We start from the raw sequence: 11,434 nt of genomic DNA on the forward strand, positions 1-11,434 counted from the left end.
CGTCAGCGCGGCCGGGTGAGGCCCTCAGTGCCGGAACAGCCTGCGCCCGGTGAACACCATCGCGATGCCGTGCTCGTCCGCCGCGGCGATTACCTCGGCATCGCGCACGGAGCCGCCGGGCTGGATGATGGCGCGCACCCCCGCTTCGGCCGCGGCATCCACACCGTCGCGGAAGGGGAAGAACGCGTCCGAGGCCAGCGCCGCGCCCTGGAGGTCGAACACGTTGTCGCGCGCCTTCATCACCGCGATGCGCGACGAATCCACGCGGCTCATCTGCCCCGCCCCGATCCCCAGCGCCATCCCGCCGCGCGCGAGGAGGATCGCGTTCGATTTCACGGACGCCACGGCGCGCCAGGCGAAGCGCAGGTCGTCCATCTCGCCCGCCGACGGGTGCCGCTGCGTGACCACGCGCCAGCCGTCCTCGGGAAAGCCCATCCCCAGCCGCGTCTGCGCCACGAATCCTCCGCGCACGCGCTTCCAGTCCAGCTCGCCTGCGTCGGATGCGAGGCGCGGGATCTCGAGCAGGCGCAGGTTCTTCTTTTCCGTCAGCAGCCGCAGGCCCGCCTCCACGAAGGAGGGTGCAACGATGGCCTCCACGAAGTTGGGGCGCAGCAGCACGGCCGCTTCTTCCGTCACGGGAACGTTGAAGGCGATCACCGAGCCGAACGCGCTGGTGGGGTCCGTCATCAGCGCCTTGCGGTAGGCCTCGGGCGCATCCGCACCCACGGCGATGCCGCACGGCGTGGTGTGCTTGATGATGGCGCACGCCGCCAAGCCGCTGCCCTCCCACGCCGAGATGGCCAGCAGGGCGCCGTCCACGTCCAGCAGGTTGTTGAACGACAGCTCCTTGCCGTGGATCTGCCGCAGCTCCGCGAGTCCCCCGGCCGCGCCCTCCTCGCGGTAGAACGCGGCGGGCTGGTCGGGGTTCTCGCCGTAGCGAAGGTCCTGCACCTTCGTCAGCCGCACCTGGACGGCAGACGGGAACGCATCCGCCGATGCCCCGTCCTCTCCCGCCATCGTCCGGGCCAGGTACTCCGTGATGGCGCGGTCGTAGTCCGAGGTGTGCGCGTAGACCTTTGCCGCCAGCTCGCGGCGCAGCGGCAGCCCGTCGCCCCCGGCGTCGATCGCGGCGAGCACGCGGGGGTAGTCGGCCGGGTCGATGACCACCCAGACGCCGGCGTGGTTCTTGGCGGCGGAGCGCAGCATGGACGGCCCGCCAATGTCGATGTTCTCGATCGCCTCGTCGAGCGTAGCGTCGGGCCGGGCGACGGTCTCGCGGAAGGGGTAGAGGTTGACCGCGACGAGGTCGATGGGCTCGTAGCCATGCGCCTGCATCTGCGCCGCGTCATCCTCGTGGCCGCGGCGGCCCAGCAGGCCGGCGTGGACGGCGGGGTGCAGCGTCTTCACCCGCCCGTCCATCATCTCCGGGTGGCCCGTGACCTCGCTGACTTCGGTGACGGGCAGCCCTGCATCGCGGAGCGTGCGCGCGGTGCCGCCTGTGGAAAGCAGGGTCCAGCCCCGCCCGTGAAGCTCGCGGGCAAGGTCCACCACGCCCGTCTTGTCGGATACGCTGAGCAGTGCCCGCGGCATTTCGTTGGTCCTCTGGATCTGGATCAGTGCCCGTCGGGCAGGTGCATCGTTCGGGCGATGGAGCCGTCGACGGGGATCAGCGAAGGCACCAGGTCGAACGCCAGCGGACCCGTCGAACTCGCGGCCGTGCGTCCCCCCGTGAGCGCCGCGACGGTCAGCGGCAGGATGCGGTGCTCCACCGACAGCACGCGCGCGGCGAGCGTTTCCGCCGTGTCGCCGGGGAGCACGGGGACGGGCCACTGCGCGAGGATGGCCCCCTCGTCGTAGCGCTCGTCCACCAGGTGCACCGTGGCGCCCGAAACGCGCACGCCCGCCGCGATGACGGCGCGGTGAACGCGCATCCCGTACATTCCGTGGCCTCCGAAGGCCGGCAGCAGCGCGGGATGCACGTTGATCATCCGCCCCGCGTAGCGCGCCACCACCTCCGCCGGGAGCAGCGTCAGCCAGCCGGCGAGAACCACGAGGTCGATGGCGTGCGCATCCAGAACGTCGAGCAATTGGTCGCGGAATGCCTCGGCGCCGATATCCCGCGCATCCAGCGCCACGTGCGGCACGCCCTCGCGCGCCGCCCGCGCCAGCGCGCCGATCCCCGCGCGGCTGCCGACCACCAGCTCCACCCGCGCCGAGGCCGTGCCCGGGTCGCGGTGAAAGCGGTCGATCAGCGCCTGCAGGTTGCTGCCACCGCCGCTGGCGAGAACGGCGAGGCGTGCGGGATCGGGCAAGTGTCTCTCCGGAACGGGAAATTGCGCGGCGAATGTAGACCGGGGCTCCGGGGCCGTCAACGAGCGGAAGTGGCGGGCGAGCGGGGACGAAACTGCCCCAGGGGATGGCGACGCCCCCGAGGCGGTCGATGGACTCAGGGGGAGGTCCAGAGCTCGTTCAGGATGTTGTTGGCGATGGCCCACACGAGCGAGATGGTACCGGACTGGAGCGCTTCGGCGGCGTCGGCGTCAGGGTGCCAGAGCACCGGGGCGAGGGCGCCGGCGTAGGTGCCGGCGAGGAAGGGGGTGGAAAGGCGCCGCCGGCCCTGCGCGTCGTAGTCGGTGAACGTTTCGGTGATGGCGTACGCGATCCGCCGCTCCGGCCCGTCGCAGCCGCAGGGGCGGTACTCCGTCGTGCGTCCCAGCGCCGCCGCCAGCCCGTGGCGGACCGACGTGCGGACCACGTGCCCGCCGCCTCGCGACAGGATGCGCGCGGCCAGCGCATCGGCGCCGCCGCCCCACTCGTCAGGCTCGGTACGCACGTGGTCCCACAGCCCGAGCGCCGCGATCCACGCCACGCCCTCGATGCTGACGAGGTCACCCAGATACGCGTCCACGCGCTCCTCATCCACCACCCACACTGAATCCGCCGGCGCGCGGACCGAGTCTCGCGCGAGCGTGTCGACCGGGACGGCCTGGGCGTGGAGCGGGGCGGCCAGCAGGAGCGCCGCGGCAAAGAGAAGTCGACGCATGTCTGGTCGCATCAGGGGGATCGGTGGATCAGGCGAACCCGCCGCCGCCGTACGTGCCGGTGACGAACGGGTTCGTGCGGCGCTCATGGCCCACGGTGGTGTCGGGGCCGTGGCCGGTGTGCAGCGTGGTCTCGTCCGGCAGCGTCAGCACCTGCTCGCGGATGGACGTCATCAGCGTACCAAGATCGCCCCCCGGAAGGTCCGTGCGGCCGATGGAGCCGTTGAAGATCACGTCGCCCACGATCGCCACGCCGTCGCCCACCAGGATCACGTGCCCCGGCGCGTGTCCCGGCGCCAGGCGCACCGCCATCTCGCAATCGCCGAAGGTCACGGAGCCGCCGTGGGCCAGCTCTCCGTCGACGGGCGGCAGCGGGTCCATCCGCATCCCGAACCACGAGGCCTGCGTGGGGGCCGCCCCGTACAGCATCAGGTCGTCGGGATGCAGCAGGATGGGCGCGTCGATCTCCGCCCGGGCCGCGGGGATGCCCTCCACGTGGTCCAGGTGGGCGTGGGTCAGCACGATCTGCTCGATGGTCACCCCCGCTGCACGCGCGGCCTGCAGCGCCTGGGCGGTGGCGGCTCCCGGGTCTACCAGGATGCCGGCATGGGTCCGGGCGCAGTACACCAGGTAGGTGTTCTGGGCGAACGCGCCGCCGGTGAAGGAGCGGACCGCCACCTCGCCGCGGCCCTCAGCCACGCAGCGCCTCCAGCACCTCGTCGGCCCCGTGCGCGCCGGCGGCCGCGTAGGCGATGCGGCCGTCGCGGTCGATCAGGTACGTCGCGCGCCCCACCTCGTCGCCCGCCCGCAGGACGCCGTACGCGGATGCGATCTCGGCGTCCTGGTCCACGATCAGGGGAAAGTCCAGTGCGTACTTGCTGACGAAGTCGCGATGGCTGGAAAGGCTGCCGGGGTTCACCCCGAACCGGACGATGCCGGCTGCGGCGTACCGCGAGCCCTCGTCGCGCGCGGTGCACATCTGCCGGGTGCACCCGGGCGTATCGTCCTCCGGGTAGAACATCAGCAGCACCGCCTGCTTCCCGCGGAAGTCCGGCAGCGCGACGCGCCCGCCCTCCGTCGTTTCCGCCGTGAACACCGGCGCCTCGCTCCCCACCGGCAGCAGTCCTTCCGCCATCGTCCCCTCCGTCGTTGTCATCCGCGCCGCGAATCGGCACCGGCAAGATGGCGGCGCGCGGGCGGCGAGGCAAACCGTTTGCCTGCGCCCACCCGACGATCACGCCCACCGGGATCGCACAAGAGTCTACGTTTGTAGACTCTTGTGCAGGTCGTAGACGAAATAAGAGCCGACATCCGCGCCCGGGCACCCGGCGGCATTGAAAATCTGGGAGCGGTAGGGGAACAAAACAAATCACCCCGTCCATCGAGCCGATGGGCGGGGTGATACGTGCCTCGTGATTGTAAACTTGGCTCACGAGGCGCAAGCCGGGCCGGAACGCGTTGCGGCGCGGGCGCATGCCTGAGCGCGAGGCTCTCGGCACGCCAGAAAGATATCGGACCGAACAACGTGCGTCAACCCGCGCGTCGAGCGCGCCGCCGGGTCAGCTCGCGCGGCGCTCCCCGCCGGAGCGGCGCTCGTCGGGGGAGCGTTCGGCGCCGTGCTTGATGCTGCGGCCCTCCACCAGGAACACCACGTCCTCAGCGATGTTCGTCGCGAGGTCGGCGATGCGCTCCAGGTTGCGGCTGACCAGGAAGAGCGACATCGACGCGCCGATGCGCCGCGGGTCTTCCATCATGTGCGTCAGCAGGATGCGGAAGAGCGAGTTGTGCAGCGCGTCCACGCGGTCGTCGCGGCGGCACACCTCGCGCGCGCCCGCCGCGTCGGCGCGGACGAAGGTGTCGAGCGCGTCCGACAGCATCTCCGTCGCCAGCCGCCCCATCTCCTCGATCTCCGGAAACTCCAGGTAGATGGGCTGCTCGGCCAGGTGGCGCACGGCCTCGGCGATGTTCACCGCGTGGTCTCCCACGCGCTCCAGGTCGTTGCTGATCTTCATCGCCATGGTGATCAGGCGAAGGTCGCGCGCCATTGGCTGCTGCAGCGCCAGCAGGTGGATGCAGGCGTCGTCGACGGCCACCTCCATGGCGTCGAGGTCGTTGTCGCGGCGGATGACCTCCTGCGCCAGTTCGCCGTCGCGGTCGCGCAGCGCCTGCAGCGAGCGGGTGACCAGGTCTTCGGCCAGCCCCGACATGTCGAGAAGCTGGTTCTTCAGCTTGGCCAGTTCCTCGTGGAAGTGGCGGAACCCCGGCGTCGGGCTCATCCGAACCTCCCCGTGATGTAGGCCTCGGTGCGCTCTTCGCGCGGGTTGGTGAACAGCGTGTTGGTGCGCCCCATCTCCACCAGCGAGCCCATGTAGAAGAAGGCGGTGTAGTCCGACACGCGCGCCGCCTGCTGCATGTTGTGGGTCACGATCACGATGGTGTACTGGTCCTTCAGCTCGTAGATCAGCTCCTCGATCTTTTGCGTGGCGATGGGGTCCAGCGCGCTGGCCGGCTCGTCCATCAGCAGCACCTCGGGCTGCACGGCCAGTGCCCGGGCAATGCACAGCCGCTGCTGCTGCCCGCCGGAAAGCCCCAGCGCGCTGCGGTCCAGCCGGTCAGACACCTCGTCCCAGAGCGCCGCCTGCTTCAGCGAGTGCTCCACCAGGTCGTCCAGCGCGCGGCGGCCCTTGGCCAGCCCGTTCACCCGCGCGCCGTACGCCACGTTCTCGTAGATGGACTTGGGGAACGGGTTGCTCTTCTGGAACACCATCCCCACCCGCTTGCGCAGCTGCACCACGTCGAGCCCGGTGCGGTACACGCTTTCGCCGCGGAGGGTGATGTCGCCGTCGTGGCGGATTCCGGGGATCAGGTCGTTCATGCGGTTGATGGACCGCAGGAACGTGCTCTTGCCGCATCCGGACGGCCCGATCAGCGCCGTCACCCGCTTCTGCGGCATCTCCAGGGTGATGTCGTTCAGCGCGCGGGTGCCGCCGTACCAGAACGAGAAGTCCTCGGCGCGGATGGCCAGCTCGGCCGGGGCCGGGGTGGGCGTTTCCGTGGGCATCGCGGCGTCGTTCGGGGGAAGCGCGGGCGCCCGCTGCACGGGGGCCTGCACGGTAGTGTCTTGCATGTCAGCGGCTCCGGTACGGGCTGCGGATCAGGAATCGCGCGGCCAGGTTCATGGCCAGCACCAGCGCGATCAGCAGCAGCGACGCGGCCCAGGCCTGCTTGTGCTGCTCTTCGAACGGGCTGATGGCGTACTGGAAGATCTGCACGGGAAGCGCGGCGATGGGCTCGCCCAGCCCGGCGGACCAGAACGGGTTGCCGAACGCGGTGAAGAGCAGCGGCGCCGTCTCGCCCGCGATGCGCGCCAGGGCGATCAGCACGCCGGTGAGAATGCCGCTGCGCGCCGCGGGAAGGACGACGCCCAGCGTCGTCCTCCAGCGGGTGAAGCCCAGCGCCAGGGCGCCCTCCTTGATCTCGCGCGGCACCAGGCGAACCATCTCTTCCGTGGTCCGCGTGACCATCGGCAGCAGCATGATGGCGAGCGCGACACCGCCGGCGAAGGCACTGAAGCCCCCCATCGCCACGACCACCCACGCCCAGACGAAGATGCCGATGACGATGGACGGAATGCCGTTCATCACGTCGGTGATGAAGCGGATGCCGTTCGCCATCGGCCCGCCCTCGGCCTCGGCCAGGTAAACGCCCGCGCCAATGGCCACGGGCAGCCCCATGGCCCCCGCCAAGCCCACGAGCAGAAAGGTGCCCAGCACGCCGTTGCCCACCCCGCCCCCCGGCTGGGCCACCGGCGCGGGGACGCTGGTGAAGAACTCGGGGTTCAGCGAGCCCAGCCCGGCGCTCAGCAGGTGGAAGAAGATCAGCAGCAGCGGCAGCACGGTGAGCGCCGCCGCCACCCCGGTCAGCGCCAGCCAGATGCGGCTGGAGATGCGCCGCCGCCGGTCGCGGAAGGACAGCGGGTCCAGCGGGGCGGCGTGCCGCGGGGGAGCCATGGGTCCGATGGCGGGGCCGCTCACTTGCCCCCCCGCAGGCTGACGCGCCAAACGAGGAAGCGCGCGACGGAGTTGACCACGATGGTGATGCCGAACAGCAGCAGGCCGATGGACATCAGCGCCGCCAGGTGAAGGTCGTCGCTGGCCTCGGCGAACTCGTTCGCGAGCACGCTGGCCATCGTGGCGCCGGGGGCGAAGAGCGACGTGGCCACCTCGGCCCGGTTCCCGATGACCATGGTGATGGCCATCGTCTCGCCCAGCGCGCGGCCCAGCCCCAGGATGATGGCGCCGATGATCCCGGGCACCGCGTAGGGAAGCACCACCTGCCAGGTCATCTCCCAACGCGTGGCGCCCAGGGCCAGCGCCGCCTCGCGCTGCGCGACGGGCACGGCGGCCAGCACCTCGCGCGACACGGCGGAGATGAAGGGGACGATCATGATGGCCAGGATGACGCCGCCCGCCATGATGCTGCTTCCGTACGCCGGCCCGGCGAACAGCCCCACCCTGTCTCCGATGGCGCTGGCGACGGGCTCCTGGATGCTGGTGCGCAGCCAGGGAACCAGGACGAAGATGGCCCACAGGCCGTAGACCACGCTGGGGATCGCCGCCAGCAGCTCGGTGCCGAAAGCGATGGGCGCGGCGAGCCAGCGCGGCGCCAGCTCGGTGAGGAAGATCGCCAGCCCGATGGAAAGCGGCACGGCGATCAGCAGCGCGAGCAGCGACGAGGCCAGCGTGCCGAAGATGAAGGGCAGCGCGCCGAACTGGCCGGCCACCGGGTCCCACGTGGTCCCGCCGACGAAGCCCAGGCCGAAGCGCTGGATGGCCGGCCACGAGGCCACGCCGACGCGCACGACGATGAACGCGAAGAGCACGGGGATCGCCAGGCCGAACGCGCCCAGCGCCAGCGCGTAGCTGCGGTCGGCGACGTTTCCCTGCGCGTATCGCGGGAGCAGCCGCGATGCGAACGGGCGGGGGCCTGTTGCCAGTGCGCTCGCCTGTTCAGGTACGGGTTGCATCCGTTCCTTGTTTGTCCTGATGAAGGAGGGTGCGGCGAGGATTCTCGCCGCGCCCTCGCGTTGTTTGTCTGCTCGTGTTGGCCCCACCCCCGGCCCCTCCCCGCACGGTACTGCTGTGCGGAGAGGGGAGAACTTCGATCGGGCTTCGGCTGGCCGTGGCGAATGCCTCGGCCGCCCCCCTCTCCCGGCCTCTCCCCCATAAACCCCATGGGGGAGAGGAGAATTCGATTCGGCTCCGGCTGGCCCCGCTCACTCGACTGGCTCCCTTCCCCCGCGCAGTTTGCGGGGGAAGGGCTGGGGATGGGGGGCGCCGGCCCGAGCACCGGGCCTGGCTGCCCTCCGTTACTGCCCCACCCGCTCCTTGTTCGGCCCGCAGGTCACTCCATCCATCGCCGCCAGTGCCGGCGCGCGCACGGCGTCGGGGAGCGGCGCGTAGTGAAGCTGGCGCGCGGTGGCGGCGCCTTCGATGAGCGACCAGCGGACCAGGGCGGCGAGCGCGCGGGCCTTAGTGCAGTCCTGCATCTGCGGCGGGATCAGCAGGTACGTCCACGCCACGATGGGATAGGTCTGCGCGCCCGGCAGGTTCACCAGCGAGGCGCGGAGATCGCCATCTGCCCCGAGCTTCAGGTTCTCGGCGGCGGCGGCGGTGGCCTCGACGGAAGGCTGTACGAACTGCCCGGCGGCGTTGCGCAGCGCGGCGGTGGGCAGGTTGCCCTCGCGCGCGTACGCCAGCTCCACGTAACCCACGGCGCCCGGCGTCTGCTTCACCTGCCCGGTGACTCCCTCGTTGCCCTTGCCGCCCAGCCCGGCGGGCCAGTTGACCGTCTTCCCCACGCCCACCCCCTGCTTCCACTGCGGGCTGACGGCACCCAGGTACTCGGTGAAGATGAAGGTGGTGCCGCTGCCGTCGGTGCGGTGCACCGGGATCACGTCCGTAGCCGGCAGCTGCACGCCCGGGTTCAGCGCGGCGATGGCGGGATCGTTCCACTTCTTGATGGTGCCGCCGAAGATGCCGGCCAGCGACGCCCCGTCCAGCCGCAGCGGCTGGGCGAGCCCGGGCAGGTTGTAGGCGACGGTCACGGCTCCGAGGACCGTGGGCACGTGCACGGTTCCCGGGGCCTTGGCCAGCTCCTCCTGGCTCATCGGGGCGTCGGAGGCGCCGAAGTCCACCGTGCCCTCGGTGACCTGGCGGATGCCGCCGCCCGAGCCGATGGCCTGGTAGTTCACCCGCACCGGGTTGGCGGCCGCGTAGTCCGCGAACCAGCGGTCGTAGATGGGACGCGGAAACGAGGCACCCGCGCCGGTGAGGGTGACGGTTCCGCCCGCGGCGGACGACTGCTCCTTCTGCTTCATGGCCGCGGGGCTGGCGTCGCCGCCTCCGCAGGCCGAAAGGGCGAACGCCGCCAACGCGGCGATGGTTCCGCTGACTCTTTTCATCCGTGCACTGGCCGGTTGGGGACAGGACAGAAACCTGACGTGCCGGAACCTACCGGCCGAGCGTAACGCGAGTGTAACAGATGGCATCACGACACTTGTAACGGCGCCGTAACGGTTGTAACATCCCGCAGCCATTCCGGCCCAGGCCGGTTTTGGCGAGGCGGCACGCGGCGCGTTGGGCAGCCCGCGGACGCGCGGTATCCGGCGAACCCGCCGGCTGCCGTTACAAAACTCGAGTTTTCTGGAGGACGACGTGGGCCTGATTCCGCGTGACGAGAAGTTCTTCCCGATGTTCAACGACCTCGCGCGCCTGCTGTGCGAGTGCGCCGACCTGGTCGCGCAGCTGTTCGCCGAGCCCGCGCGGCTCGCGGAGCTGGCAGCCGAGGTCAAGAAGCGCGAGCACGAGGCCGACGAGATCACCCACGACGTGATCGTTCGCATCGACCGCAGCTTCATCACGCCGCTGGACCGCGAAGACATCCACCTGCTCACCTCGCGGCTGGACGACGTGATCGACCTGCTGGACGGCACCGTGCGCCGCGCGCAGATGTTCCACCTGACGGCCGCCCCCGTGCACGCGGCCCGCCTGGCCGACGTGCTGAAGCGGGCGGCCAGCCAGATCGAGACGGCCGTGCGCAACATGAAGAAGCCCAAGATGATGCTGGACCACACCCGGGCTCTGAAGGCGCTGGAGGAAGAAGGCGACGCCATCTACGCCGAGGCCGTGGGCGAGCTGTTCTCGGGCCATCCCGACCCGCTGGAAGTGATCAAGTGGATGGAGCTGTACGACAAGCTCGAAGACGCGATCGACCAGTGCGACAACGTGTCGAACGTGCTGGAAAGCATCGCCCTGAAGAACGGGTAGGGCCGCCGTGGTCACCTACGTCGTCCTGATCGTCCTGGTCGCCTTCGCGTTCGACTTCATCAACGGCTTCCACGACTCGGCGAACTCCATCGCCACCGTCGTGGGCACCCGCGTGCTGAAGCCGTTTCCGGCGGTGCTGTGGGCCGCGTTCTTCAACTTCGTCGCCCTGTTCACCGTGGGCACGGCCGTGGCCAAGGCCATCGGCAAGGGGATGATCGACCTGGACGTGGTTACGCCCACGGTGATCCTGGGCGGCCTGTCGGGGGCCATCATCTGGAACCTGATCACCTGGGTGTACGGGCTGCCCAGCAGCTCCTCGCACGCGCTGATCGGCGGCTACGCGGGGTCGGCCGTGGCGGCGGCGGGGATGGGGGCCATCGAGTGGGGCACCAAGTGGATCCAGACGCTGGCGTTCATCGTGCTTTCGCCGCTGATCGGCATGTTCCTGGGCTTCGGGCTGATGGTGCTGGTGAGCTGGCTCTTCCACCGGGTGCGGCGCGGCCCCGCGGACCGGTTCTTCAAGGGCGCGCAGCTGGCCAGCTCGGCGCTCTTCTCGCTTTCGCACGGCGCCAACGACGCGCAGAAGACGATGGGCATCATCGTTTCGCTGCTGGTGTCGGTGAACCACATCTTCGCGCGGGAGACGGGGTTCCTTCACCTGCTGTACGTGCCTGACGCCGAAACCATCCCGCTGTGGGTGGAGGTGTGCGCCTACAGCGCCCTTTCCGTCGGCACGCTGTTCGGCGGGTGGCGGATCGTGCACACCATGGGATCGCGCATCACCCGGCTGAAGCCGGTGGGCGGGTTCTGCGCCGAGACGGGCGGGGCCATGAGCATCCTGATCGCCACCAACTTCGGCATCCCGGTGAGCACCACGCACACCATCACGGGGGCCATCGTCGGCGTCGGGGCGACGAACCGGCTCTCGGCGGTGCGCTGGGGGCTCGCCGGCCGCATCGTCTGGGCGTGGATCGTCACGATTCCAGCGGCGGCGACGATGGCGGCGTTATCCTTCTGGCTCCTGCGACTGGTCACGCCAGTCTAGGTCGCGCCCCGCCCGCCGCT

At 70.3% G+C, this 11,434-nt stretch carries 12 protein-coding genes; 2 read left to right on the forward strand and 10 right to left on the reverse strand.

The window, feature by feature from the left end:
• Window positions 1-24 precede the first annotated feature (24 nt).
• The 10 genes from purH to pstS all read right to left on the reverse strand — a co-directional run bounded on the left by purH (window position 25) and on the right by pstS (window position 9,504).
• Entirely contained in the window at window positions 25-1,590 is a 1,566-nt protein-coding gene (gene purH / locus VIB55_RS00950; RefSeq protein WP_331874786.1) for a bifunctional phosphoribosylaminoimidazolecarboxamide formyltransferase/IMP cyclohydrolase, read from the reverse strand.
• 23 nt (window positions 1,591-1,613) lie between these two features.
• Window positions 1,614-2,312: a phosphoribosylglycinamide formyltransferase gene (gene purN, locus VIB55_RS00955; RefSeq protein WP_331874787.1), complete on the reverse strand. Its 699-nt coding sequence runs from the start codon at window positions 2,310-2,312 to the stop codon at window positions 1,614-1,616.
• Between the two features lie 134 nt (window positions 2,313-2,446).
• Entirely contained in the window at window positions 2,447-3,055 is a 609-nt protein-coding gene (locus VIB55_RS00960; RefSeq protein WP_331874788.1) for a hypothetical protein, read from the reverse strand.
• Window positions 3,056-3,071: 16 nt separating this feature from the next.
• Complete coding sequence (locus VIB55_RS00965; protein ID WP_331874789.1) at window positions 3,072-3,740, reverse strand: MBL fold metallo-hydrolase; 669 nt, start codon at window positions 3,738-3,740, stop codon at window positions 3,072-3,074.
• On the reverse strand, window positions 3,733-4,176 hold the full coding sequence (locus VIB55_RS00970; protein ID WP_331874790.1) for a peroxiredoxin: 444 nt from the start codon (window positions 4,174-4,176) through the stop codon (window positions 3,733-3,735). Before VIB55_RS00970 ends, VIB55_RS00965 begins: the two co-directional genes overlap by 8 nt.
• Window positions 4,177-4,600: 424 nt before the next feature.
• Window positions 4,601-5,317, reverse strand: a complete 717-nt coding sequence (phoU, locus tag VIB55_RS00975) for a phosphate signaling complex protein PhoU (protein ID WP_331023641.1) — start codon at window positions 5,315-5,317, stop codon at window positions 4,601-4,603.
• Window positions 5,314-6,102, reverse strand: a complete 789-nt coding sequence (gene pstB / locus VIB55_RS00980; protein ID WP_349262977.1) for a phosphate ABC transporter ATP-binding protein PstB — start codon at window positions 6,100-6,102, stop codon at window positions 5,314-5,316. The genes phoU and pstB overlap by 4 nt, the downstream gene beginning before the upstream one ends.
• Before the next feature lie 67 nt (window positions 6,103-6,169).
• A complete protein-coding gene (pstA, locus tag VIB55_RS00985; protein WP_331874792.1) occupies window positions 6,170-7,051 on the reverse strand; it encodes a phosphate ABC transporter permease PstA in 882 nt (293 codons plus the stop codon).
• A gap of 20 nt (window positions 7,052-7,071) precedes the next feature.
• Window positions 7,072-8,067 carry a phosphate ABC transporter permease subunit PstC gene (gene pstC / locus VIB55_RS00990; RefSeq protein ID WP_331874793.1) on the reverse strand — a complete coding sequence of 332 codons (996 nt, stop codon included), beginning with the start codon at window positions 8,065-8,067 and terminating at the stop codon, window positions 7,072-7,074.
• 342 nt (window positions 8,068-8,409) lie between these two features.
• Window positions 8,410-9,504, reverse strand: coding sequence for a phosphate ABC transporter substrate-binding protein PstS (gene pstS / locus VIB55_RS00995; protein WP_331874794.1), 1,095 nt, complete (start codon window positions 9,502-9,504; stop codon window positions 8,410-8,412).
• A gap of 253 nt (window positions 9,505-9,757) precedes the next feature.
• Here pstS and VIB55_RS01000 point away from each other — a divergent pair, with 253 nt between their 5' ends.
• Both VIB55_RS01000 and VIB55_RS01005 read left to right on the forward strand, forming a co-directional pair.
• Window positions 9,758-10,369, forward strand: coding sequence for a DUF47 domain-containing protein (locus VIB55_RS01000; RefSeq protein ID WP_331874795.1), 612 nt, complete (start codon window positions 9,758-9,760; stop codon window positions 10,367-10,369).
• Window positions 10,370-10,376: 7 nt separating this feature from the next.
• On the forward strand, window positions 10,377-11,414 hold the full coding sequence (locus VIB55_RS01005; RefSeq protein ID WP_331874796.1) for an inorganic phosphate transporter: 1,038 nt from the start codon (window positions 10,377-10,379) through the stop codon (window positions 11,412-11,414).
• Window positions 11,415-11,434 lie beyond the last annotated feature (20 nt).

Origin of the sequence: Longimicrobium sp. (assembly GCF_036554565.1) — a bacterium.
Classification (GTDB): domain Bacteria; phylum Gemmatimonadota; class Gemmatimonadetes; order Longimicrobiales; family Longimicrobiaceae; genus Longimicrobium.